Origin of the sequence: Kitasatospora phosalacinea, from assembly GCF_030268885.1 — a bacterium.
GTDB classification, from domain to species: Bacteria; Actinomycetota; Actinomycetes; order Streptomycetales; family Streptomycetaceae; genus Kitasatospora; species Kitasatospora phosalacinea_C.
Genome location: NZ_BSSA01000021.1, coordinates 35,766 through 58,694, shown reverse-complemented (window position 1 = coordinate 58,694; position 22,929 = coordinate 35,766). Strand labels below are relative to the sequence as shown.

The 22,929-nt window shown below is 73.8% G+C and carries 20 protein-coding genes and 2 riboswitches; of the genes, 13 read left to right on the top strand and 7 right to left on the bottom strand.

Annotated features, from left to right (window positions below):
* Nucleotides 1-7: 7 nt before the first annotated feature.
* Together qcrC and ctaE are read right to left on the bottom strand one after the other, a co-directional pair.
* Entirely contained in the window at nt 8-829 is an 822-nt protein-coding gene (qcrC, locus tag QSK52_RS26325; protein WP_285738641.1) for a cytochrome bc1 complex diheme cytochrome c subunit, read from the bottom strand.
* A 91-nt stretch (nt 830-920) separates the two neighbouring features.
* Nucleotides 921-1,541, bottom strand: a complete 621-nt coding sequence (gene ctaE, locus QSK52_RS26320) for an aa3-type cytochrome oxidase subunit III (RefSeq protein WP_030460978.1) — start codon at nt 1,539-1,541, stop codon at nt 921-923.
* A gap of 304 nt (nt 1,542-1,845) precedes the next feature.
* Here ctaE and QSK52_RS26315 point away from each other — a divergent pair, with 304 nt between their 5' ends.
* The 3 genes from QSK52_RS26315 to QSK52_RS26305 all read left to right on the top strand — a co-directional run bounded on the left by QSK52_RS26315 (nt 1,846) and on the right by QSK52_RS26305 (nt 5,315).
* Complete coding sequence (locus QSK52_RS26315; RefSeq protein ID WP_285738640.1) at nt 1,846-2,271, top strand: hypothetical protein; 426 nt, start codon at nt 1,846-1,848, stop codon at nt 2,269-2,271.
* Nucleotides 2,272-2,391: 120 nt separating this feature from the next.
* On the top strand, nt 2,392-3,465 hold the full coding sequence (gene trpD, locus QSK52_RS26310) for an anthranilate phosphoribosyltransferase (RefSeq protein WP_285738639.1): 1,074 nt from the start codon (nt 2,392-2,394) through the stop codon (nt 3,463-3,465).
* Nucleotides 3,466-3,788: 323 nt separating this feature from the next.
* Nucleotides 3,789-3,906: riboswitch (SAM riboswitch) on the top strand.
* Between the two features lie 47 nt (nt 3,907-3,953).
* On the top strand, nt 3,954-5,315 hold the full coding sequence (locus QSK52_RS26305) for an aminotransferase class V-fold PLP-dependent enzyme (RefSeq protein WP_285738638.1): 1,362 nt from the start codon (nt 3,954-3,956) through the stop codon (nt 5,313-5,315).
* Nucleotides 5,316-5,318: 3 nt separating this feature from the next.
* Here QSK52_RS26305 and QSK52_RS26300 read toward each other — a convergent pair whose 3' ends face one another.
* Together QSK52_RS26300 and QSK52_RS26295 are read right to left on the bottom strand one after the other, a co-directional pair.
* Nucleotides 5,319-5,600: an Lrp/AsnC ligand binding domain-containing protein gene (locus tag QSK52_RS26300; protein WP_030460982.1), complete on the bottom strand. Its 282-nt coding sequence runs from the start codon at nt 5,598-5,600 to the stop codon at nt 5,319-5,321.
* Nucleotides 5,597-6,400, bottom strand: coding sequence for a rhomboid family intramembrane serine protease (locus QSK52_RS26295; RefSeq protein ID WP_285738637.1), 804 nt, complete (start codon nt 6,398-6,400; stop codon nt 5,597-5,599). Before QSK52_RS26295 ends, QSK52_RS26300 begins: the two co-directional genes overlap by 4 nt.
* Before the next feature lie 151 nt (nt 6,401-6,551).
* Between QSK52_RS26295 and QSK52_RS26290 the strand changes: the two genes are divergently transcribed.
* From QSK52_RS26290 to QSK52_RS26270, 5 genes are all read left to right on the top strand, one after another.
* Nucleotides 6,552-6,818 carry a hypothetical protein gene (locus QSK52_RS26290; RefSeq protein ID WP_285738636.1) on the top strand — a complete coding sequence of 89 codons (267 nt, stop codon included), beginning with the start codon at nt 6,552-6,554 and terminating at the stop codon, nt 6,816-6,818.
* 181 nt (nt 6,819-6,999) lie between these two features.
* On the top strand, nt 7,000-8,385 hold the full coding sequence (locus QSK52_RS26285; RefSeq protein WP_435053368.1) for an NYN domain-containing protein: 1,386 nt from the start codon (nt 7,000-7,002) through the stop codon (nt 8,383-8,385).
* Nucleotides 8,386-8,581: 196 nt separating this feature from the next.
* A complete protein-coding gene (locus QSK52_RS26280; protein ID WP_285738635.1) occupies nt 8,582-9,619 on the top strand; it encodes a C40 family peptidase in 1,038 nt (345 codons plus the stop codon).
* A 362-nt stretch (nt 9,620-9,981) separates the two neighbouring features.
* Nucleotides 9,982-10,138: riboswitch (cyclic di-AMP (ydaO/yuaA leader) on the top strand.
* Nucleotides 10,139-10,148: 10 nt separating this feature from the next.
* Complete coding sequence (locus QSK52_RS26275) at nt 10,149-11,219, top strand: C40 family peptidase (RefSeq protein WP_285738634.1); 1,071 nt, start codon at nt 10,149-10,151, stop codon at nt 11,217-11,219.
* Nucleotides 11,220-11,427: 208 nt separating this feature from the next.
* Nucleotides 11,428-12,489, top strand: a complete 1,062-nt coding sequence (locus tag QSK52_RS26270; protein WP_285738633.1) for a C40 family peptidase — start codon at nt 11,428-11,430, stop codon at nt 12,487-12,489.
* Between the two features lie 1,304 nt (nt 12,490-13,793).
* On the opposite strand, the gene QSK52_RS26265 is transcribed toward QSK52_RS26270, so the two are convergent.
* Together QSK52_RS26265 and QSK52_RS26260 are read right to left on the bottom strand one after the other, a co-directional pair.
* On the bottom strand, nt 13,794-14,699 hold the full coding sequence (locus QSK52_RS26265; protein ID WP_285738632.1) for a carbohydrate kinase family protein: 906 nt from the start codon (nt 14,697-14,699) through the stop codon (nt 13,794-13,796).
* Between the two features lie 71 nt (nt 14,700-14,770).
* Nucleotides 14,771-16,153, bottom strand: a complete 1,383-nt coding sequence (locus QSK52_RS26260; protein ID WP_285738631.1) for a glycosyltransferase 87 family protein — start codon at nt 16,151-16,153, stop codon at nt 14,771-14,773.
* A gap of 255 nt (nt 16,154-16,408) precedes the next feature.
* Between QSK52_RS26260 and QSK52_RS26255 the strand changes: the two genes are divergently transcribed.
* Nucleotides 16,409-17,551 (top strand): glycosyltransferase family 4 protein, encoded by a 1,143-nt coding sequence (locus QSK52_RS26255; RefSeq protein WP_285738630.1) that lies wholly within the window; start codon nt 16,409-16,411, stop codon nt 17,549-17,551.
* Nucleotides 17,552-17,658: 107 nt separating this feature from the next.
* Here the strand turns inward: QSK52_RS26255 and QSK52_RS26250 are convergent, their stop codons facing one another.
* Complete coding sequence (locus QSK52_RS26250; protein WP_285738629.1) at nt 17,659-19,455, bottom strand: AMP-dependent synthetase/ligase; 1,797 nt, start codon at nt 19,453-19,455, stop codon at nt 17,659-17,661.
* Nucleotides 19,456-19,703: 248 nt separating this feature from the next.
* Between QSK52_RS26250 and QSK52_RS26245 the strand changes: the two genes are divergently transcribed.
* The 4 genes from QSK52_RS26245 to QSK52_RS26230 all read left to right on the top strand — a co-directional run bounded on the left by QSK52_RS26245 (nt 19,704) and on the right by QSK52_RS26230 (nt 22,805).
* Nucleotides 19,704-20,147 (top strand): SRPBCC family protein, encoded by a 444-nt coding sequence (locus tag QSK52_RS26245; protein WP_285738628.1) that lies wholly within the window; start codon nt 19,704-19,706, stop codon nt 20,145-20,147.
* 8 nt (nt 20,148-20,155) lie between these two features.
* Nucleotides 20,156-21,322: an ArsA family ATPase gene (locus tag QSK52_RS26240; RefSeq protein ID WP_285738627.1), complete on the top strand. Its 1,167-nt coding sequence runs from the start codon at nt 20,156-20,158 to the stop codon at nt 21,320-21,322.
* 27 nt (nt 21,323-21,349) lie between these two features.
* Nucleotides 21,350-21,667: a DUF5304 family protein gene (locus QSK52_RS26235; protein WP_285738626.1), complete on the top strand. Its 318-nt coding sequence runs from the start codon at nt 21,350-21,352 to the stop codon at nt 21,665-21,667.
* 196 nt (nt 21,668-21,863) lie between these two features.
* Entirely contained in the window at nt 21,864-22,805 is a 942-nt protein-coding gene (locus tag QSK52_RS26230) for an ROK family glucokinase (protein WP_285738625.1), read from the top strand.
* Nucleotides 22,806-22,929 lie beyond the last annotated feature (124 nt).

The window sequence follows — 22,929 nt, the reverse complement described above, 5'->3', positions numbered from 1 at the left end:
TCGTGGCTCATGACTTCTTGGCCTTGGTGGTGTGGGCGGCGACCCAGATCGCGATGACGATCAGCGTGCCGAGACCGAAGATCCAGCCGAACAGGCCCTCGGTCACCGGACCGAGGCTGCCCAGGGCGAGACCGCCCGGGTTGGGCTCGTCGTTCGTGTGGCGGACGAACGCCACGATCTCGCGCTTCTGCTCCTCCGGCATGGTGGTGTCGGGGAAGGAGGGCATGTTCTGCGGGCCGGTCTGCATGGCCTCGTAGATGTGCTTCGCGTCCACGCCCTCCAGGGACGGGGCGTACTTGCCGTTGGTCAGCGCGCCGCCCTTGCCGGCGAAGTTGTGGCACTGGGCGCAGTTGGTGCGGAACAGCTCGCCGCCCTTGGCGACCTGCTCGGCGTTGGTCGCCGGGTCGTCGGAGGGCTGGTACTGCTTGCTGTCCGGAGCGACCGGGCCGGGGCCGAGCGAGGCCACGAAGGCGGCCAGCTGGTCGATCTCGGTCTGGGAGTAGACGACCTTCTTGCGCGGGACCTGCGCACCCGGCTGCTGGGCCGGCATGCGACCGGTGCCGACCTGGAAGTCGACCGCGGCCGAGCCGACGCCGACCAGCGACGGACCGTCGGAGGTGCCCTGGCCGTTCAGGCCGTGGCAGGAGGAGCAGCCGACGGCGAAGAGCTTCTTGCCCTCGTCGATGGCGAGCGACTGCGCCGAGCTGTCGGCCTGTGCCTTCTCGGCGGGCGCGAAAGCGGCGTAGAGCCCCCCGGTGGCCGCCAGGGCGAGAAGTAGGACGACGACCGCCGCCAGTGGGTGGCGCCGTCGTGCGGAGAGCTTTTTCACGGAATAACCCCGGTGTCAGGATCTGGTCGGCAGCAGCCTGCCCCTGACGCCCAGGCGTCGAGGTGACGCCGGGTCAGGGGCGGGGCGGCTGTTACTTGATCAGGTAGATGGTCGCGAACAGGCCGATCCACACGACGTCGACGAAGTGCCAGTAGTACGACACCACGATCGCCGCGGTGGCCTGCTCGTGCGTGAAGCGCCGCGCCGCGTAGGTCCGACCGAGGACCAGCAGGAAGGCGATCAGACCACCCGTCACGTGGAGTCCGTGGAAGCCGGTGGTCAGGTAGAACACCGTGCCGTACGGGTCCGAGGACAGCGACAGGCCGTCCTTCTTGACCAGCTCGGTGTACTCGAAGATCTGGCCGCCGATGAAGATGGCGCCCATCACGAAGGTGATCGTGAACCACGAGCGCAGCTTCTTCACGTCACCGCGCTCGGCGGCGAACACGCCGAGCTGGCAGGTGAGCGAGGAGAGCACCAGGATCGTGGTGTTGACCGAGGAGAACGGCACGTTGAGGGCATGGGCCTTCTCGTGCCAGAACTCGGCGCCCTTGACCGAGCGGAGGGTGAAGTACATCGCGAACAGGGCCGCGAAGAACATCAGCTCCGAGCTCAGCCAGACAATGGTTCCGACGCTGACCAGGTTCGGCCTGTTGACCGCTCCGTGCGCGTGTCCGGTTTCTGTTGCTGTTGCTGTCGCCACGACGGACATTATGTCGGTCCCTTATTCCGTCTTCACGCCGGGGGGTCTCCCTCGGAGTGTCCGGTGCGTGAGGTATGCCCGCCTCGCGCCGCGCCCGTTTTCTGACGGTTGTTCGGACGGGTGAGTGCGCTGGGCCGGCGGGGTGACCCCGGGGCGCGGCGGCTTGAGCGAGATCGCGCCGGGGTCTCCGCAGGACGGGCCCGCGGGAGTAGCATCCGTCCAAGGACGTGGCCCGGGTCACACTGGGCCGTTCGGTCGGGGCCGCCCGGCGTGGGCACACATATAAGAGGACGAGCACCAGGAAGCAGGGGCCATGGCGCAGCACTCCGACGAGACGCTCACCGTTCTCGTCTACAGCGACGACCGCAACACCCGTGAGCAGGTGACCCTCGCCCTCGGCAGGCGGCCCGCCGCGGACGTCCCCGCCCTGGAGTACCTGGAGTGCGCCACCGCACCCGCGGTGCTGCGCGCCCTGGAGAAGGGCGGGATCGACCTCTGCGTCCTGGACGGCGAGGCCGTCCCGGCCGGCGGGCTCGGCCTGACCCGGCAGCTGAAGGACGAGATCTACGGCTGCCCGCCGGTCCTGGTCGTGATCGGCCGCCCGCAGGACTCCTGGCTCGCCGCCTGGAGCCGGGCCGACGCCGCCATCTCGCACCCCGTCGACCCGGTCGCCCTCGCCGACGCCGCGACCACGCTGCTGCGGGCCCGGCTCGCCCGGCGCGCACCCGCCGGGCGCTGACCGTCCCACCGCCGCGTCTCAACTGGAGAGAAGGGGACGGCAACCCCGGGCGACCGTCCCCGCTCGCTCGATAGGCTGACGTCCATTCCTCTGGAACGTAGACGAGAGCTGGAGTCGGCCATGGTGAACGCGCACTCTGCGAACGGCGGTAGCGACCCCGCGCAGGTGGTCCGCACCTGGCCGGACCTGCTGAGCTCGCTGCTGCAGGGCAACGACCTCGCCCAGGCCGACACCGCCTGGGCGATGGACCGGATCATGAGCGGCGAGGCCAGCCCCGTCCAGGTGGCCGGGTTCCTGGTCGCCATGCGCGGCAAGGGCGAGACGGTCGAGGAGATCGCCGGCCTGGTCGAGACGATGTACGCGCACGCCCTGCCGTTGGACATCCCCGGCCCGGCGGTCGACATCGTCGGCACCGGCGGCGACCGGGCCAAGACCGTCAACATCTCCACCATGTCCGCGGTGGTCGCCGCCGCGGCCGGGGCGAAGGTCGTCAAGCACGGCAACCGGGCCTCCTCCTCGGCCTCCGGCTCCTCGGACGTGCTCGGCCGGCTCGGGGTCAACCTGGAGCTCTCCGCGGAGCGGGTCGCGGCGGTGGCCGAGGAGGTCGGCCTGACCTTCTGCTTCGCCGCGAAGTTCCACCCCTCGATGCGCCACACCGCCCAGGCGCGTGCCGAGCTGGCCGTCCCCACGGTCTTCAACATCCTCGGCCCGCTCACCAACCCGGCCCGGGTCACCTCGCACGCCATCGGCTGCTTCGACACCCGCCTCGCCGGGCTGATCGCCGGGGTCCTGGCCCGGCGCGGCGCCCAGGGACTGGTCTTCCGGGGGGACGACGGGCTCGACGAGCTGACCGTCACCACCACCTCGAACGTGTGGGTCATCCGGGACGGCGGGGTCACCGAGGCCCGGTTCGACCCGCGCGAGGTCGGCATCGAGCTGGTCGGGATCGAGGCGCTGCGCGGCGCCGACCCCGAGTACAACGCGGAGGTCGCCCGCCGGGTGCTGGGCGGCGAGCGCGGGGCGGTGCGGGACGCCGTCCTGCTCAACAGCGCGGCCGCGCTGGTCGCGCTGGAGCTGACGGACGCGCCGCTCACCGAGCAGATCGCGGCGGCGATGGTGCGGACGGCGGCGGCGATCGACTCCGGTGCGGCGGAGGAGCTGCTGAAGCGCTGGGCGGAGGCCACGCAGGCGTAGCGGCGCAGGCACCTCCAGGGGCCCGGAGGGCGCGCATTCAGGGGCCCGGGGAACGGCGGGCTCGGGGCTGCCGGCGGTGCACTGCCGGTGCGTGCGGTGGCTTCGGGTTCTGTTCCTACGGCCCGAAGCAGCACGGACACTCCGGTGGGCTCCGGCCGGCAGCAGCTCGGACTCGCCGTTCCCCGAGCCCCTGACGGGGCTCGTCAGCAGCACGGACCGAGCCGTTCCCCGAGCCCCTGAATGCGCGTGCTCGTCTGCCGAAGGGTGTTCCGGGATGTGGACGGGGGTTGAGACGGGGCCGGGTTCGTGTAATCTCTTCGCCAGGTCATGAGTGACAGCGCGAAGCCCCAGCTGGCTGTCCGGCAACCCTCCGTCCGTGGCGGGGTGCCCTGGGTGAGGACCGGGCTGCGCGGCGACAGGTCCGCGTGGCAAGCGCGGACTTCCGGTGTCGCACCTCCGGGGTCCTGACCCCGTGGAGGAGTGCACCCATGTCTGTTGCCACCGAGATCTGCGAGCCGCTGGCGGTGCTGGGCGGGGACGTCGAGGTTCCGCTGGCGTCCGGGGTGAAGGTCGGGTACGCGGCGCTGGACTACGCGGCGAGCGCCCCGGCGCTGAAGCGGGTGTGGGACGACGTCGCGGCGTACGCGCCGTACTACGGGTCGGTGCACCGCGGGGCCGGGTACCTGTCGCAGCTGTCGACGGACCTGTTCGAGCAGAGCCGGCGGACCGTCGCCGGGTTCCTGGACCTGCGGGACGGCGACCAGGTGGTGTTCACCCGGGCGACCACCGACTCGCTGAACCTGCTGGCGGGGGCGCTCCCGGCCGGGACCGAGGTGTTCGCGTTCGAGACCGAGCACCACGCCTCGCTGCTGCCGTGGCGCCGCGAGGGCCTGACGGTCAGCTACCTGCGGGCGCCGCGTTCGCACGAGGAGGCGGTGTCGGCGCTGGAGGAGGCGCTGCTGGGCGCGGCCGAGGGGCCGAAGCTGTTCTGCGTGACCGGCGCGTCGAACGTGACCGGCGAGCTGTGGCCGGTGAAGGAGCTGACCGCGGTCGCCCACCGCCACGGCGCCCGGGTGGTGCTGGACGCGGCCCAGCTGGCGCCCCACCACCGGGTCTCGGTGCGGGAGTTGGACGTCGACTGGGTGGCGTTCTCCGGCCACAAGCTGTACGCGCCGTTCGGCGCCGGGGTGCTGGCGGGCCGCTCGGACTGGCTGGACGCGGCCGAGCCGTACCTGGCCGGCGGCGGGGCGAGCCGGACGGTGGCCCGCGAGCTGGACGGCTCGGTCGCGGTGGAGTGGCACACCGGCCCGGCCCGGCACGAGGCCGGTTCGCCGAACGTGATCGGCGCGTACGCGATCGCCTCGGCCTGCCGGGCGCTGGACGAGGCGGGCTTCGAGGCGCTGGAGGCCCGGGAGCGGGCGCTGGTGGCGAAGCTGACCGAGGGCCTGGCGGCGATCCCCGAGGTGCGGGTGCTGAGCCTGTTCGGCGAGGGCTCCGACCGGGTCGGCGTGGTGTCCTTCGTGGTGCGCGGCTGGAACAGCTCGCACTTCTCGGCCGCGCTGTCCGCCGAGTACGGCATCGGGGTGCGGGACGGGCTGTTCTGCGCGCACCCGCTGGTGCGGACCCTGCTGGGTGGCGAGGAGGCGGCGCCGAGCGAGTGCGGGGCGCCGGAGCCGTCGCTGCCGGGGGAGCGCAGCCTGAACGCGATCCGGGTCAGCTTCGGCGCCGGGACCCCCGTCGAGCACCTGGACCGGTTCCTCACCGCGGTGCGGGAGCTGGTCAGCGACGGCGCGAAGTGGAGCTACCGCAACGAGGGCGGCCGCTGCGTCGCCGACACCCGGCAGCGCTGAGGCTCAGCCGTCCAGGCCGAGCGAGAACGCGGCCTCCAGGTCGTGCTGCGAGTAGGTGCGGAAGGCGATGTGGGTCTCGGTGTTGGTGACGCCCGGGACCTTGTTGAGGCGGCCGGGGATCACCTCGGCCAGGTCCTCGTGGTTGCGCACCCGGACCATCGCGACCAGGTCGTAGGTGCCGGTGACGGAGTAGACCTCGCTGACGCCCTCGATCGCGGCGATCGCCTCGGCGATCTCGGGGATCCGGTCGACGTCGGTGTTGATGAGGACGATCGCGGTGATCACTGGGCAACTCCTGTTCGAGAAGGTCCGCCCAGGGTATCGCCCGCCGGACGGGCGGCCCACGCGAACAGCCAGCCCGTCACGAAGCCGATCACGTGCACCAGGTAGGCCACCCCGTCGCCGCCGGAGGTGACCGACCAGAACTGCAGGACGAACCACAGGCCGAGCACCAGCCAGGCCGGGAAGCGCAGCGGCAGGAACAGCAGCAGCGGCACCAGCGCGGTCACCCGGCCCCTCGGGTGCAGCCGCAGGTACGCGCCCAGCACCCCGGCGATCGCGCCGGACGCGCCGACCAGCGCCCGCACCGCGTCCGGGGTGCCCGCCTCGGCCAGTGCGTAGCCGTAGGTGGCCAGGCAGCCGATCCCCAGGTAGCCGATCAGGAAGCGGACCCGGCCCAGCCGGGCCTCCACGGCCGGGCCGAAGACGAACAGGAACAGCAGGTTGCCGAGCAGGTGCAGCCAGCCCGCGTGGACGAACAGCGCGGTCAGCACCGAGAGTTCGGGGATCTTGCCGGGGGTGGCCGGAAGCACGCAGCCGGGCGCCGCCGGGGGGAGCACCGACAGCTGGGCGGCCGTCAGGGGGCGGCCGCCCAGCAACTCGGCCGGGACGGCGCCCCAGCGGTGCTCGTAGCGCTGCTCGGCGCAGGCGCGGGCGTCGCCGCTGCCGTACAGCGGGTTCAGGCCGGCCGGGCCGACCAACATGACCAGCGCGGCCAGGGCGATCAACAGGTACGTGGCGACCGGGGTGCCGGCGGCCCGCCCGGCCGCCGGCGAACCGGCCCGGGCGGGGGCGGAGAGCACCATGCCGGTCAGCATTCCTCGGGGGCGCACCCGCGACACCGGGCGCTGCTCCGGCCGGGTGAGCGTCCGGGCTGTGGACCGGTGATCCGTCCGTCCGTCCGCAGGCAATAGGCTGGAGGCCCGGAACCGGGACCAGCCGAGAGGGACCACACTGATGAGCATTGCCGCGCCGACCGCCGAGACCCGCTGGCGCTGCACCCTGTGCGGCAACCTGACCCGCTTCGACGTCACCCGTTCGTCCCGGGTGACCGACTTCCTGCACTTCGACCTCTCGGGCGAGTCCAAGGTCGAGGAGACCCAGGTGCTGTCCGAGACCATCGAGTCGGTGCGCTGCCGCTGGTGCAACGCCGTCGACCAGGTCGAGCTGGTGGCCCGGCCGGGCGCCGAGGAGCCCGCGGAGGGCGACGGCCAGCAGGGCTGAGGCAGCACCCGACCGCCCCGCGCCCCCGTCCGCCCCGGACGGGGGCGCGGGGCGGACTCGTCGGCGGGGTGCTGTCGGTGCGGCACGGTAGACGGGACAATTGCAGCAGCGGCGGACACCAGCGCCCCGCCCGGCACCCGCCGGGAGGGCCCCGCCCGGACCAGGATCGGAGCCGAGGACAGTGGCGGAGGCAGCGAACGCGCCCGCGGGCACGGACGGGACCGCGCCCGCCCCGGCCCCGGACGTGCCGGGCGACCCGGGGACGACCGGCCGCCCCCTGCCCGAGGGCGTGCGCCGACGGGTGGTCGGCATCGCCTCGGACGCGCTCGGCGGCATCGCGCCGGGCGAACTGCCCGCCTCGCTGCGCCCGTACGCCAAGTTCACCCCCGCCCGGCGGGCCAAGTACGCGGCGACCGCGCTGGCCGCCGCCCTGGAGTCCGACCCGGCGTTCCGGGTCCGGATAGCCGAGCGGCTGCGGCTGGGCCAGCCCGACCTGGTGCAGGCGCTGGAGGCGGGCACCGTCCCGGCCGCCGCCGACCCGATGGACGTCGCGGCCGCCGCCTACCTGGTCCGCCCGTCCGGCTGGCCCCGGCTGGTGGAGGAGGCGGGGGAGGAGGCCGAGCGGGTCGACGCCGAGGGGGCCGCCGCCGAGGCCGTCCGGCTCGCCGAGAAGCTCCAGGAGGAGCTGGCGGAGGCCCGGGCCGCGGCCCGCGGCGAGCTGGAGCGGCACCGGGCCGAGGCCGAGGGCGTCCGCAAGGAGGCGGAGTCGCTGCGCAAGAAGGTCCGCTCGCTGGAGGCGGACACCCGGCGGGCGCAGGCCGAGAGCCGCCGCCTGCTGGGGGAGCTGGAGGCGGCCCGGGCCACCGCGGCCGCCGAGCGCAGCGCCGCCGAGAGCGAGGCCCGGCGGCTGCGGCACCGGGTGGCCGAGCTGGAGGCCGCGGTGGAGAGCGGGCGGCGCACCGCCCGCGAGGGCCGCAGCGTGGAGGACATGCGGCTGCGCCTGCTGCTGGACACCGTGCTGCAGTCGGCCCAGGGCCTGCAGCGGGAGCTGGCGCTGCCGGTGACGGCGCTGCGCCCGGCCGACCTGGTGGAGGCGGTGGAGCCCGGTTCGGCCTCGCCGCACGACGTGGCCCGGCGCGGCCTGGCCGAGGACGACCCGGCGCTGCTGGACCAGCTGCTGGCCATCCCGCAGGTGCACCTGGTGGTGGACGGCTACAACGTCACCAAGACCGGCTACCCCCAACTGCCGCTGGAGCAGCAGCGGTTGAGACTGCTGGGCGGCCTGGCGATGCTGGCCCAGCGGACCCAGGCCGAGGTGACCTGCGTGTTCGACGGCCAGGACCTGGACGTGCCGGTGATCATGGCCCCGCCGCGCGGCGTGCGGGTGCGGTTCAGCCGCACCGGGGAGACCGCGGACGAGCTGATCCGCCGCCTGGTGCGGGCCGAGCCGCAGGGGCGGCCGGTGGTGGTGGTCTCCGCGGACCGGGAGGTCGCGGACGGGGTGCGCAAGGCGGGGGCCCGGCCGGTGGCCTCGGTGCTGCTGCTCAACCGGCTGGCACGCAGCTGAGCGGGGGCTGAGGCCGGGTCAGCGGGCCGCCGGGCGACCGGAGTGTGACGGTCCGGTGAAGGGGGTCGTGCGGGGTGGGCCGGAAGCCCCCCGGGAGTGGACGCGGGGGTGGGGACTTCACTAGGGTCTGGCGTCAAACCTATATTCCGGACTGTCACTCGTTGGGGTGAGTCCAGCAGGAAGAAGGAGCACCCCCTTGGCCTCCCACCGCCGTCCCAAGCAGCCGAGCCGTGCGCGGATCTCCGTGTTCACCGCCGCCGCCGCGACCGCGGTCGCCCTGACGGCCCAGGCCAGCGCGCACGCCGCCCCGGCCCAGCCGAACAAGGACGAGGTCAAGGCGCAGGTCGACAAGCTGCTGGAGGAGCAGGAGCAGGCGGCCGAGAAGTACAACGGCGCCAAGGAGCGGGCCGACCAGCTGCGCAAGCAGGCCGCCGACCTGCAGGACCAGGTGGCCCGCGGCCAGGAGCAGTTGACCGAGCTGGCCTCCGGGCTCTCGGCGGTGGCCGCCGACCAGTACCGGCAGGGCGGCGTCGACCCGTCGATGCAGCTGATGCTCTCCTCCAACCCGGACCAGTACCTCACCAAGGCGTCCTCCTTCGACCAGGCCGCCAGCACCCAGGCCGACACGCTGAAGTCGCTCAAGGACCAGCAGCGCCGCCTGGACCAGCAGAAGCAGGAGGCCGCGCAGGTCCTCAGCGAGCTGGACAGCCAGACCCAGGCGCTCAACGACGCCAAGAACGACGTGAACAGCAAGCTCGCCGAGGCGCAGAAGCTGCTCGCCAAGCTGAGCGCCGCCGACCGGGCCGCGATCCTGCAGGGCGGCGGCGGCAGCGCCTCGCGCAGCTCCTCCCGGGTGGACCCGAGCACGCTGCCGCAGGCCAGCGGCTACGCGGCGACCGCCGTGGCGGCCGCGCTCGGCAAGCAGGGCTCGCCGTACGTCTGGGGCGCCACCGGGGCGAGCACCTTCGACTGCTCGGGCCTGATGGTGTGGGCGTACAAGCAGGCGGGCGTCTCGCTGCCGCGCACCTCGCAGTCGCAGGGCAGCTACGGCGTGAACGTGGGCACCGACTGGCACAACGCGCAGCCGGGCGACCTGGTCGTCTACTACAGCGACCGGCACCACGTCGGCATGTACATCGGCAACGGTCTGGTGGTGCACGCGCCGCGCACCGGTGACGTGGTGAAGACGATGAAGGTCGACACCCTGCCGATCTCCACCATCCGCCGGGTCTGACCGCCCGACGAACCGGACAAACGCCCCACGGGGCGACAACTGACGCATCGTGACACGCCCGGCCGGGTCGAGATCCCCCTGTGATCTGCGACACGTCCGGGCGTGGTGTTTCTCGACCACATGATGAGAATTACTACGCTCCGTGTAATGAATTGATCACGTTCGGTCAGATTTACCGGGGGATGTGATTCAGAATCAGATTTTTTTCCGACAAGGATTTGAACGGATCACGGATCGGTTACTAGGGTCTTGCCTCGACCACCGCAGAGTCGATCGCCCAAGGGGGGCGGCGGCGGAGGTCGCCGCCGAGTCCGTGACGCAGCGGGCAGACCGTCAACACCGGGTCTGCTGACGGGGATACCCCTGCGGGGGTGCTGTCGAACGGAGCCGGGGAACCACGTTCCCCCGGGGTGAATCGGCGCCAGGTCGACCGCCGCGCGCGGTCGGTGAGGCGCCGTAGGGCATCTCTTCCGGCCCGAACCCGTCAGCTCACCCGGTAGGCGGTGTGAGGAAGAAGGAGTCCGCCTTCGTGGCGTCCCATCGCCGTCCCAAGCCCGTCGGCCGTGCCCGGGTCTCGATTCTCACTGCCACCGCCGCCGCTGCCGTGGCGCTGTCCGCCCAGGGCGGGGCGCACGCCGACCCCGCGCCGACCAAGGACCAGGTCAAGCAGCAGGTCGACCAGCTCAACGAAGAGGCCGAGGTCAAGACCGAGGCGCTCAACGCCTCCGTCGAGAAGCAGCAGGAGCTGCAGAAGCAGGTCGGCCAACTGCAGGACCAGCTCGCCCGGCAGCAGGACCAGGTGACCACCGCCCAGGAGGGCCTGGCCGGCATCGCCGCCGAGCAGTACCGCACCGGCAACATGCCGCAGACCATGCAGCTGATGCTCTCCAGCAGCCCGGACGCCTTCCTCGGCCAGGCCGGCACCATGAACGCGGTCGGCTCCACCCAGGCCGACCTGCTCAGGACCTTCAAGGACGAGCAGGCCAAGCTCGACGCCCAGCGCAAGGAGGCGGAGGCCAAGCTCGCCGAGCTGGACGCCACCACCAAGTCCCTGCAGGCGGACAAGGAGGAGGTCAAGGCGAAGCTGGCCAAGGCGCAGGACCTGCTCAACACGCTGACCCAGCAGGAGCGCGAGCAGCTCGCCGCCGCCGAGGCCAAGGCCGCCGCGGACGCCAAGGCGAAGGCCGAGACCGCGCAGCGGGCCTCCCGCGACACCGTCCGGGTGGAGCTGAACGCCCCGGCGTCCTCCAACTTCGCGGGCAACGCGGTCGGCGCGGCGGTCTCCAAGCTGGGCAGCTGGTACTCGTACGGCGCGGCCGGGCCGTCCACCTTCGACTGCTCCGGCCTGATGCAGTGGGCCTACAAGCAGGCCGGGGTGTCCATCCCGCGCACCTCGCAGGCGCAGGCCGGGGCGGGCACCAGCCTGGGCACCGACATCGCCAACGCCCGACCGGGCGACCTGATCATCTACTACGGCGACCAGCACCACGTCGGCATGTACGTCGGCAACGGGCAGATCATCCACGCCCCGCACACCGGCGCGCAGGTCCGCTACGAGTCGGCGACGGCCATGCCGATCAACCGGATCGTCCGGATCTGACGGCCCGTCCGAGCCCCCGGCCCGGTACCCCGCACGGGGTGCCGGGCCGCTCTCGTCCGACTGTCCGATTCGCGGTCAAATATTCGGTGCTGTCAGGGTTTGGACTGGATCGATCCGACTCGCTAACCTCTGCCCCCGGGCCCCCGCGAGGACGGCCGTCCGACCGCGGACGGCGGCGGAGGCCGGCCGCAGAACGGAGCCGTCGCACGTGTCCGTGCACCGTCGCACCCCACTGCCCGGCGTCCAGCGCCTCGCCCGGGCCCTGGCGCTCACCGCCGCGGCCACCAGCGCGCTCGGACTGACCGTGGGCGGGGCCGCCGCCGCCCCGCTCAGCCCGGCCGACCCGGCGAACCGCAGCGAGGTCAAGCAGCAGGTCGACCAGCTCTACGAGGAGGCCGAGCGGGCCTCGGAGAAGTACAACGCCGCCCAGGAGCAGCAGAAGCGGCTGCAGGCCGAGGCCGGCTCCCTGCAGGACCAGGTCGCCGCCGGGCAGGAGGAGCTCAACCGGATGCGCGGCGACCTGGCCGCCGTCGCCGCCGCCCAGTACCGCAGCCAGGGCCTGGACCCCACCGTCCGCCTGATGTTCGACCAGGACCCGGCCGGGTACCTGTCCGGCGCCCGCTCGCTCGAACAGGCCACCGTCCGGCAGGGCGACCGCCTGCGCGAGCTCGCCGAGCACCAGCGGCGGCTCGACGAGCGGCGGCACGAGGCCGGGGCCAAGCTCGCCGAGCTGGAACAGGCCCGGCAGCAGCTGGCCGCCGCCAAGGAGGAGGTCCGCGAACGGCTGGCCAGGGCGCAGCAGCTGCTGAACGGCCTCGCCCCCGCCGAGCGGGCCAGGATGGTCGCCGACGACGCCCGGGAGGCCAGGCAGCGCGCCACCCGCGGCACCGACCGGATCGACCTGGGCAACCAGCCGCCCTCCTCCGACCGGGCCGCCGCCGCGCTGGCCGCCGCGATCTCCAAGATCGGCTCCCCCTACGTCTACGGATCCACCGGCCCCGGCACCTTCGACTGCTCCGGTCTGATGTACTGGTCGTGGCGGCAGGCCGGAGTGACCCTGCCGCGGACCTCGCAGGCGCAGGCTTCGGCCGGCCGGCGGGTGAGCCTCGCCGACGCCCGGCCCGGAGACCTGGTGATCTTCTACAACGACAGGCACCACGTCGGCATGTACGCCGGCGGGGGCGTCGTCGTGCACGCGCCCTACCCCGGCGCCCGGGTCCGCTACGAGAGCGTCAGCGCGATGCCGGTCAACACGGTGGTGCGGGTCTGAGCCTCGTCGACGAACCCCTGGTCACCGACCTGCCGCCGGCCGCCGGGCCGCCGCCGCGGGCCGGTGCCCCGCTGTCCCGGCGCGCCGCCCTGCTGCTGGCCGCCGCCGGGGCCGCCCAGCTGTCGCTGCCCCAGGCCGCGCCCGCCCGCCCGGCCCCCGCGGCCGGGCCCGCGCCCGGCGGCCGCCCGGCGGCCCCCGGGCTGCGGGAGACCGTCGAGCAGCTGCTCGCCCGGCGCGGCCGGGCCGTCGCCGCGCGGGACACCGCCGGGCTGCTCGCCGTCTCCGCGGCGGGCTCCGAGGAGGCCGACCGCGACCTGCTGACCCGCACCGCCGGGCTGCGCCTCACCGAGTACGCGCTGCGGCTGACCGGCTTCGTCGAGCCGCCCGCCGACGCGGACCGGTTCACCGTCGGCGTCGAGCTCGGCTACCGGCTCGGCGGCGTGGACGACTACCCGGCGCTGCTGGAGCGGCAGGTCGAGCTGGTGCGCGAGCCGGCCGGGTGGCGGGTGGCCCGGGAGACGCCGACCGGCGCCGCCGCGCCCTGGGACCTGGGCACCGTCCGGACGGTGGAGGGCAGGCACAGCCTGGTGCTCGGCCTCGGCGACGGCGCCGAGCTGACCGCGCTGGCCGAGCTCGCCGACCGCGCGATGCCCGCGGTGGAGGCGGTCTGGGGCCCGTCCGGGGCCCGGCTGCTGCTCGAACTGCCGCTCACCGAGCAGCAGTTCGCCCGCCGGATGGATGTCTCCGCGGACGCCTACCAGGGCATAGCCGCGGTCACCCTGGCGGTCGGCGGCGCCCCCGTGCACACCCCCGCCGACCGGATCGTGGTCAACCCCGACGCCTACCGGCAGCTCAGCGAGCTCGGCCGCCGGGTGGTCGTCACCCACGAGGCCACCCACGTCGCCACCCGGGCCGACACCAGGTCCTGGACGCCGCTGTGGCTCTCCGAGGGCGTCGCCGACTACACCGGCTACCTGGGCACCGGGCGCACCGCCCGGCAGATCGCCCCCGAGCTCGCCAAGGACGTCCAGGCCGGGCGGACGCCCGCCGCGCTGCCCGCCGACGAGGCGTTCACGGCCGGGGCGGCGGGCATCGCCCAGGCGTACGAGCTGGCCTGGATGGCCTGCGACCTGATCGCCCGCCGCTACGGGCAGGACCGGCTGGTGGCGCTCTACCGCACCGTCGGGGCCTTCGGCGAGGGCGGGCTGGAGCGCGCGATGAGGGCCCAGCTCGGGATCGGCGTGACGGAGTTCACCAAGACCTGGATCACCGAGGTGGCCAGGCTCCGGGAGTGAACCGGGCGCTCAGGAGCCGCCGAGCGCCCGCTCCAGGCCCGCGGCGTCCAGGAACGCGGTGTGGGTGCCCGCGACGGTGCAGGTGTACGCCCCGGCGACCGCCCCGGCCCGCATGCACTCCTCCACCGGGCGGCCCGCCAGCCGCCGGTGCAGGAACCCGGCGACGAAGGCGTCGCCCGCGCCGTTGCTGTCCACCACCGGCGCGCCCGGGTCGACGGTCGGGAAGTGCCGGGGCGCGTCGTCCCCGCGGGTCAGCAGGAAGGCGCCGTCCGCGCCCGCGGTGGCCACCACCAGCTCGGCCCGGCCCTGCGCCAGCACCGCGCGCATCGCCGCCTCCGGGCGGTTCGCCAGGCCCGCGGCGGAGAGGAACACCACGTCCGAGCGGAGCGCGTAGTGCAGGTGGTGCTCGTTGACGCCGTCCCAGGCGTGCAGGTCGGTGGAGCTGCTGCGGCCCAGGCGCTCGATGTCCGGGTACATGTCCCGGTTGACGCCCGTGATCGACAGGTGGACGTGCGCGGAGCGCTCCAGCAGCGGCAGCCAGAACTCGCGCGGCAGCCGGGCGTCCGCCGGGTGGCGGCCGTCGTAGAAGGAGAACCGCAGGCCGTCCCGGTCGACCAGGTTGACGCTGCGCGGGGTGCCCGCGGGGGCGGGCAGGTGGCTGAAGTCCAGGCCGCGGCGGGCGTACTCGGCCAGCACCAGGGCGCCCTGCGGGTCGTCGCCGAGGAAGTCGGCGAACTTGGTGCGCAGGCCGAGCGCCAGGCAGGCCAGGGCCACGCCGTTGCCGGTGTGCGCCGGGTAGTCCAGCACCGGGGGGACGCCGATCGAGTCGCGGCCGGGCGGGACCTCCAGCCGGTCCACCCGCACGATGGTGTCCACGCCGACGCCGCCGACGATCAGGATGTCGTAGTCGATCATCCGGCGATGGTGGCAGGCCGGAACCCCGCCCTGCAAGGGCTTTCAGAAAGTTGCAGGAAAGGCTTGCCGGATCAGGCACGGTCCGCCGGGGTCAGGTCGTCCAGCAGGTCCTGCTCGTAGGCGATGCCCGGACGCACCGGGTACGACGGGGCGACCTGCTCGGCCGGCAGCACCACCGTGGTCAGCGCCTCCCGCCGCCGGGTGGAGCGCCACAGCCGGTGCGCCGAGACCACCGTGGTCACCACCAGCAGCAGGTTGCGGGCGGTCAGCACCAGCACGCCGCCCAGCTCGCTGCGGTTCACCGCACCGAACATGACCGGGAACTCCATGGTGGTCAGCACCGCCGTGACCAGCACCAGCACCGCCACCGGACGCTGGCTGCTGCCGCGCACCGTCAGGCACACCGCCGACAGGCCGACCACCCAGATCATGTACTGCGGGGAGATCACCCGGCTGGTCGCGGTGAAGACCAGCAGCGCGCACAGCGCCGCGTCGAAGGTGGTCGCCGACGTCCAGCGGGCCGCCCGCAGCCGCCACACCAGCAGCCAGCCGAAGCCCGCCACCGACAGCCCCATCATCACCTTGGTGATCACCGGCACCCACGGGCCCAGGAACTCCACCGAGCCGTAGTTCATCGTCACGGTGCCGTTCCAGGCCCCCGCCAGCTTCGCGAAGTGCAGCGGCAGCGCGCCCACCGACTCGATCTCGATGCCGCGCTCCGACTGGAACTTCAGGAACTCGAACGCCCCGTTCATCCCCGCCGTCAGCAGGAAGCCCAGCGCCGCCGCGGACGCCACCGCCGAGGTCCACGCCCGCCTGGTCCGCCGACCGCGCGGCGAACCGATCAGCGCCAGCAGCGGCCACACCTTCACCATCCCGCCCAGGCCCAGCAGCACCCCGCTGAGCGCCGGGCGGCGCATCATCACCAGCAGGCCCGCCACCGCCAGCGCGGTCACGATGATGTCGTACCGGCAGTACACCGTCGGCCCGAGCAGCGGCACGCCCACCACCCAGTACCAGCCGCCCAGGTAGCTGCGGCCCCGGCGGCTGCCCGCGCGCATCAGCAGCGCCATCGCGGCCGCGTCCACCACGCCGCAGATCACGAAGAACGAGACCAGGTACGACCAGGGCAGCAGTCCCGGCGCCAGGATCACCAGCGCCGCGCCCGGCGGGTACTGCCAGGTCACGTCGTCCAGCGGGAACGTGCCGGTGCGCAGCACCTCGTACCAGCTGTGGTAGATCACCGAGATGTCGGTGGTCACGTCGGTGTCGGCGATCCGCAGCACGCCGGCGACCATCAGGACGATCAGCGTCCGGGTCGCCACCCAGCCGGCGGCCAGCGCCCACAGCGGACGGCGGCTGGTCGCGGCACCGGCGCCGGCCCGGGACGACGGCGGCGCCGACGGCACCGACGGCTCCGCGCCACCGGCCTTCTCGGCCTGGGCTGACTCCACTGCGCTCCTTCGGGTCGTCGCACGCACGCCGGGGCACCGGACACGTCGAGGGCCTCACCGGTTAAGGACAGCCGCCCCGCCCCAACGGTTGCGACGGCGCCCCCAACCTTCACCGAACCGTGTCCGGACCGCCCCGGAGGGCCACCGTCCGGCCCGGTCGGCGACCGGCCGCGTTCCCGGTGAACGGACACGGTGACCTATCGTACGGACCACTCACAGGTAGTCCGAGCACCCCCCGACCGAGCGAGCCGCGGCATGCACAAGACCCTCATCGTCACCAACGACTTCCCGCCCCGGCCCGGCGGCATCCAGGCGTTCGTCCACAGCATGGCCGTCCGGCAGCCCGCCGACTCGGTGGTGGTGTACGCCTCCACCTGGAAGGACGGCCGGGAGGTCGCCGAGTTCGACGCCCGGCAGCCCTTCCGGGTGGTCCGCGACCGCACCAGGATGATGCTCCCGACCCCGCGGACCACCCGGCGGGCCGCCGAGATCCTCCGCGCCGAGGGCTGCACCTCCGTCTGGTTCGGCGCGGCCGCCCCGCTCGGCCTGATGGCCCCCGCCCTGCGCCGGGCCGGGGCCGAGCGGCTGCTCGGCATGACCCACGGCCACGAGGCCGCCTGGGCCCAACTGCCCCTCTCCGCCCAGCTGCTGCGCCGGATCGGGGCCGGGACGGACGTGCTCACCTACCTCGGCGAGTACACCCGCTCCCGGATCGCCCGCGCCGTCGGGCCGGACGCCGCCCGGCGGATGGTCCAACTCCCGCCCGGCGTCGACGAGTCCACCTTCCGGCCGGACTCCGGCGGCGACGCGGTGCGGGCCCGGCTCGGGCTCAGCGGGCGGCCGGTGGTGGTGTGCGTGTCGCGGCTGGTGCCGCGCAAGGGGCAGGACACGCTGATCCGGGCCCTGCCGCGGGTGCTGGCCGCCCAGCCCGACGCGGTGCTGCTGATCGTCGGGGGCGGGCCCCACCGGGCCGAGTTGGAGAAGCTCGTCGACACGGTCGGCGTGCGCTCCTCGGTGGTCTTCACCGGTGCCGTCCCCTGGGAGGAGCTGCCCGCCCACTACGGGGCCGGGGACGTCTTCGCGATGCCCTGCCGCACCCGCCGCGGCGGACTGGACGTCGAGGGCCTCGGCATCGTCTACCTGGAGGCCTCCGCCACCGGACTGCCGGTCGTCGCCGGGGACTCCGGCGGGGCGCCGGACGCGGTCCGCGAGGGCGAGACGGGGTACGTGGTGCCGGGGACGGGCGGGGAGGAGCTGCTCGCGGAGCGGCTGGTGCGGCTGCTCGGGGACGAGGGGCTGCGGCGCGAGATGGGCGAGGCCGGGCGCAAGTGGGTGCACGAGGCCTGGCGGTGGGACATGCTCGCGGAGCGGCTGACGGGGCTGCTGCAGGAGCGGTAGACCCGTTCCGGGGCCGCGGCGCGGGACGGGGTTCGTCCGGTGCCGCGACCCTGCGGTGGGCGGGTGGTCGGTCGCGCAGTTCCCCGCGCCCCTGTCGGGGTGCGCGACTACTTGGTGTAGAGGCCCTCGATCTCGGCGGCGAAGTCCTTCAGGACGACGTTGCGCTTGAGCTTGAGGGAGGGGGTGAGGTGGCCGCCGGCCTCGGTGAAGGTGGTGGTCAGCAGGTGGAACTTCTTGACGGCCTCGGCGTGCGAGACGGCCTGGTTGCCGTCGTCGATCGCGGCCTGGACGGCGGCGAGCAGGTCGGGGTCCTCGCGGAGCTGTTCGACCGTCGCGTCGGCGGGCTTGCCGTTGAGGGCCTTCCAGCGCGGGAAGAACTCGTCGTCGACGGTGACCAGGCAGGCGATGAAGGGCTTGCGGTCGCCGACCACCATGACCTCGCCGATGATCGCGTGGGCGCGGATGCGGTCCTCGATCACGGCGGGGGCGACGTTCTTGCCGCCCGCGGTGACGATGATCTCCTTCTTGCGGCCGGTGATGGTGAGGTAGCCCTCGTCGTCGAGGGTGCCGAGGTCGCCGGTGGCGAACCAGCCGTCGCGCAGGGCGTCGGCGGTGGCGGCCGGGTTGTTCCAGTAGCCGGTGAAGACCTGCGGGCCCTTGAGCAGGACCTCGCCGTCCTCGGCGATCCGGACGGCGGAGCCGGGCAGGGGCTGGCCGACGGTGCCGATCTTGGGCCTGTCGTGGGGGTTGAAGGCGGTGGCGGCGCAGGACTCGGTGAGGCCGTAGCCCTCCAGGACGACGAAGCCGATGCCGCGGTAGAAGTGGCCGAGCCGTTCGCCGAGCGGGGCGCCGCCGGAGATGGCGTAGCGGCAGCGGCCGCCGAGGGCGGCCCGGAGCTTGCCGTAGACGAGCCTGTCGAAGACCGCGTGGCGGATCCGCAGGCCGAGCGAGGGGCCGCCGGCGTCGAGGGCGCGGCTGTAGGCGACGGCGGTGTCGGCGGCGCGGTCGAAGATCCCGCCCTTGCCGTCGGCCTGGGCCTTGGCGCGGGCCGTGTTGTAGACCTTCTCGAAGACCCGGGGGACGCCGAGGATCAGGGTCGGCTTGAAGGAGCCGAGTTCCTCGGTGACGTTCTTGATGTCGGAGACGTGGCCGAGCTTGACCGGGGCGACGGCCGCGGCGATCTCGGCGATCCGGCCGAGCACGTGGGCCAGCGGCAGGAACAGCAGGACGGAGGACTCGCCGGTGCGGAACAGCTCGGGCATCCGGGCGGTGACGTTGCCCAGTTCGGCGAGGAAGTTGCCGTGGGTGAGCTGGCAGCCCTTGGGGCGGCCGGTGGTGCCGGAGGTGTAGACGATGGTGGCGACCGAGTCCGGCCCGGCCAGGACGCGGCGTTCGGCGATCACGGCGTCGTCCACGCCGGTGCCGGCCGCGGTGAGGGCGGCGACGCCGCCCCGCTCGATCTGCCAGGCGTGCTCGAGGTCGGGCAGTTCGCCGCGGACCTCCTCGACCACGGCGGCGTGCTGGTCGGTCTCGGTGACCACGGCGAGCGCGCCGGAGTCGCCGAGGATCCACCGGACCTGCTCGGCGGAGGAGGTCTCGTACACGGGGACGGTGATCGCGCCCGCGGTCCAGATCGCGAAGTCGAGCAGCGTCCACTCGTAGCGGGTGCGGGACATCACGGCGACCCGGTCGCCGGGGCCGATGCCGCTGGCGACCAGGCCCTTGGCGACGGCGTGCACCTCGGCGAGGAACTGGGCGGCGGTGAGGTCCTGCCACTGCCCGGCGGCCTTGCGGCTGAGCACAGCGACGCCCGGGTGCCGCTCCGCGTTCTGGTGGACCAGGTCGGCGAGGTTGCCGTCGCTCGGTACCTGGTAGCGGGCCGGAAGGCTGAACTCGTCGAGCAAGACTGCTCCTCGTCTGCGACGCTGCGGGACGACTGGACGTTACTGCCGGGTAGGTGCGTTCGACCAGAGGGGTCGACCCCGGTGTTCCGATCGTCACACCGCAGGTCGGGCGTGCGGGTGGACCGATTCGCACCCTACGGCAGGACGCAGGTGACCCGCCGGTAGGTGCCCGCGCGGGAAACGCGTGCTCCCGCCCGCGATAGCCTCTGCTGGGCGCACAGCAGCACAGGGAGATCGCGGAGGCCGCAATGGCGGAGCACACCAGGTCGAGCATTGTCATCGACGCCACCCCGGCCGAGGTCATGGCGGTGATCGCCGACTTCGCCGCGTACCCGCAGTGGACCGGCGAGGTCAAGGAGGTCGACGTCCTGGAGACCGGCCCCGACGGCCGCGCCGCCAAGGTGCGCCTGCTGCTGGACGCCGGGGCCATCCGCGACGAGCACACCCTCGCCTACACCTGGGACGGCGACCGCGAGGTCAGCTGGACCCTGGTCAGCAGCCAGATGCTGCGCGCCCTGGACGGCTCGTACGCGCTCGCCCCGGCGGGCAAGGGGCCGGCGAAGGGCACCGAGGTCACCTACCAGCTGGCCGTGGACGTCAAGATCCCGATGCTCGGCATGATCAAGCGCAAGGCCGAGAAGGTCATCATCGACCGGGCGCTGGCCGGGCTGAAGAAGCGCGTCGAGGGCTGACCGGGCCCGTGGCCACCCGCACCGTACTGGTCAGCGGCCCGGAAGCCGGCCGGATCGCCGCCGCCACCGCCCTGCACCACGCCCGGCGGGGCAGCGACACCCTGCTGCTCGCCGCCGACGACCCGCACCGCGCCGTCGACGACCTGCTGGGCGCCCGGCTCGGCCCCGAACCCGTCGAGCTGGAGCGGCACCTGGCCGTCGCCCGGATCGACGAGCAGGCCGCCTTCCGGACCGCCCTCGACGGCTACCGCGACCGGCTGGCCCCCGCCCTCGACCTGATCGGCGCCCAGCCGCTCGACCCCGAGGAGCTCGCCCCGCTGCCCGGCACCCGCGCCCTCGCCCTGCTGCGGGCGCTGCCCCGGGCCAAGGCCGAGGTGCTGGTGGTCGCCGCCCCGCCGCCCGCCGAACTGGTCGCCACCCTCGCCCTGCCCGCCCAACTGGAGCGCTACCTCGCCCGGTTGCTGCCCGAGCAGCGCCAGGCCGCCCGCGCGCTGCGCCCGCTGCTGGCCAACCTGGCGGGCGTCCCGATGCCCACCGACAGGCTGTTCGAGGCCCGGGCCGCCGCCTCCGCCGCGCTCGCCGAGGCCGCCGCCGCGATCACCGCCCCCGGCACCACCGTCCGCCTCGTCCTGGACGCCGCCCGCCCCGCCCCCCGCGCGCTGGCCCGGATCAGGGCCGGGCTCGCCCTGCACGGCCTCCCGCTGGACGCCGTGGTCGCGCACGGCGCGCTGCCCGCCGCCGCGGCCGGCTCGCCCGACCCCTGGCTGGCCGCCGCGGCCGCCCGGCAGGACGACCAACTCGCCGCCCTCGCCGAGCAGGTGGGCGGGGTGCCGGTGCTGGTCGCCCGGCAGCCGGACGGCGGCCTGGAGGAGCTCGCCGAGCGGCTCTACGCCGCGGGCGCCCCGCACCCGCCCACCCCCGCCGACCCCCGGATCGAGGACCGGCTCGCCGCCGAGAACCTCCTGCTCTGGCACCTGCCGCTGCCCGGCGCCGACCGCGGCGAGCTCGAACTGCTGCGCCGCGGCGACGAACTCGTGCTCGGCGTCGGAGGTTACCGGCGGGTCCTGGCACTCCCGTCCGCGCTGCGCCGTTGCACGGTCAGCGGGGCCGGACTGGCGGACGGGGTGCTGTCGGTGCGGTTCGCCCCCGACCCGGCGCTCTGGCCGCGCGGGTAGCCCGTACCGATGGAGAGGAGTGGTGCGGTGAGCACCGAAGAGCAGCAGGACGAGCAGGGCCGGCAGGAGCGGTCGGAACGGCCGGGCGGGGCGGCGGAGTTCGCGCCGCTGGTGGAGGAGGTGCGGAGGTTCGCCGCCGCGCTGGGCGGCAAGGCCGTGGAGGTCGGCGGCCGGCTGCGCGAGTCCAACCCCGAGGTGTACGGCCACCTCGCCGCCGCGGGCGGGGAGCTGCTGGCCGCCTACCGGGCCGCCGTCGCCGGACACGAACGGCGCTGGTCCGCGCCCCAACACGCCGAGGCCGAGCGGGTGGACCTGGACGGGGTCGCGGAGGCGTCCGACAAGTAGTTAATCCGGTCGAACGGCGACGTCACGCTACGGTCACGACCAGCTACTGAACGGTACCGTTGGTATGACTTCTGAAGGCACCATGACCAATCGGCCGGGAATTGCCTTCGAATAATGTACGCCTGACTGTATACGTGGGTACCCCTCAGCGGGTACGGTTCCGCTGAGCGGGAACGAGTGAATAGCTGAGGGACACATGGCTCTGACCATCGGCGTGGACGTCGGCGGTACCAAGATCGCAGCAGGCGTGGTCGACGAGTCCGGCGAGATTCTGGCCAAGACCCGGGTGCCGACCCCGGCCGACCCCCAGTGGGCGGTCGATGCCATCGCCCAGGGCGTACGGGAGTTGAAGGAGCAGTACCCCGACGTCAACGCGGTCGGCGTGGGTGCCCCCGGGTTCGTCAACCGGGACCGCTCCACCGTCCTGATGGCGCCCAACATCGCCTGGGAGAACGAGCCCCTCAAGCAGCGCGTCGAGGAACTCACCGGCCTGCAGACCGTCGTCGAGAACGACGCCAACTGCGCCGCCTGGGCCGAGTTCCGGTTCGGCGCCGCCGCCGAGTACGAGGACATGATCCTGATCACCGTCGGCACCGGCATCGGTGGCGGCATCGTCCTCGACGGCCGGCTGCACCGCGGCCGGTTCGGCGTGGCCGGCGAGATCGGCCACCTCAACATGGTGCCCGACGGCCTGCCCTGCGGCTGCGGCGGCCACGGCTGCTGGGAGCAGTACGGCTCCGGGCGCGCCCTGCGCCGCTACGGCCGCGAGCGCGCCGCCGCCGACCCGATCGCGGGCAAGCGGATGCTCGAACTCAACGACGGCGTCGCCGAGACCATCCGCGGCATCCACATCACCGAGGCCGCCGAGGAGGGCGACGCGCTGGCGCTCTCCTGCTACGCGGAGCTCGCCGACTGGCTCGGCCGCGGCATGGCCGACCTCGCCGCGCTGTTCGACCCGGGCGTCTTCGTCCTGGGCGGCGGCGTCTCCGACTCCGGCAGCCTGCTGCTGGACCCGGTCGCGGCCAGCTTCGAGAAGTACCTGACCGGCGGCCCGGCCCGGCCCCGCGCCAACGTGGTGCTGGCGTCGATGGGTTCGGCCGCGGGCATCGCGGGCGCGGCGGACCTGGCGCGCACCTGACCCACGCGCGGCTGGACGCACCGCGAGGCCGCGACGGGTGGCGCAGCACTGCCCCCGTCGCGGCCTCGTCGGCGTCCGCCGCCCGGTGCGCGCAGTTCCTCGCGCCCCCGCCTGCGGTGCGGCG

What these genes read in the sequence shown, in the direction of transcription:
- ctaE (WP_030460978.1), bottom strand. Translation starts at nt 1,541, where the DNA reads ATGTCCGTCGTGGCGACAGCAACAGCAACAGAAACCGGACACGCGCAC.
- QSK52_RS26315 (WP_285738640.1), top strand. Translation starts at nt 1,846, where the DNA reads ATGGCGCAGCACTCCGACGAGACGCTCACCGTTCTCGTCTACAGCGAC.
- trpD (WP_285738639.1), top strand. Translation starts at nt 2,392, where the DNA reads ATGGTGAACGCGCACTCTGCGAACGGCGGTAGCGACCCCGCGCAGGTG.
- QSK52_RS26305 (WP_285738638.1), top strand. Translation starts at nt 3,954, where the DNA reads ATGTCTGTTGCCACCGAGATCTGCGAGCCGCTGGCGGTGCTGGGCGGG.
- QSK52_RS26295 (WP_285738637.1), bottom strand. Translation starts at nt 6,400, where the DNA reads ATGGTGCTCTCCGCCCCCGCCCGGGCCGGTTCGCCGGCGGCCGGGCGG.
- QSK52_RS26290 (WP_285738636.1), top strand. Translation starts at nt 6,552, where the DNA reads ATGAGCATTGCCGCGCCGACCGCCGAGACCCGCTGGCGCTGCACCCTG.
- QSK52_RS26265 (WP_285738632.1), bottom strand. Translation starts at nt 14,699, where the DNA reads ATGATCGACTACGACATCCTGATCGTCGGCGGCGTCGGCGTGGACACC.
- QSK52_RS26255 (WP_285738630.1), top strand. Translation starts at nt 16,409, where the DNA reads ATGCACAAGACCCTCATCGTCACCAACGACTTCCCGCCCCGGCCCGGC.
- QSK52_RS26245 (WP_285738628.1), top strand. Translation starts at nt 19,704, where the DNA reads ATGGCGGAGCACACCAGGTCGAGCATTGTCATCGACGCCACCCCGGCC.
- QSK52_RS26230 (WP_285738625.1), top strand. Translation starts at nt 21,864, where the DNA reads ATGGCTCTGACCATCGGCGTGGACGTCGGCGGTACCAAGATCGCAGCA.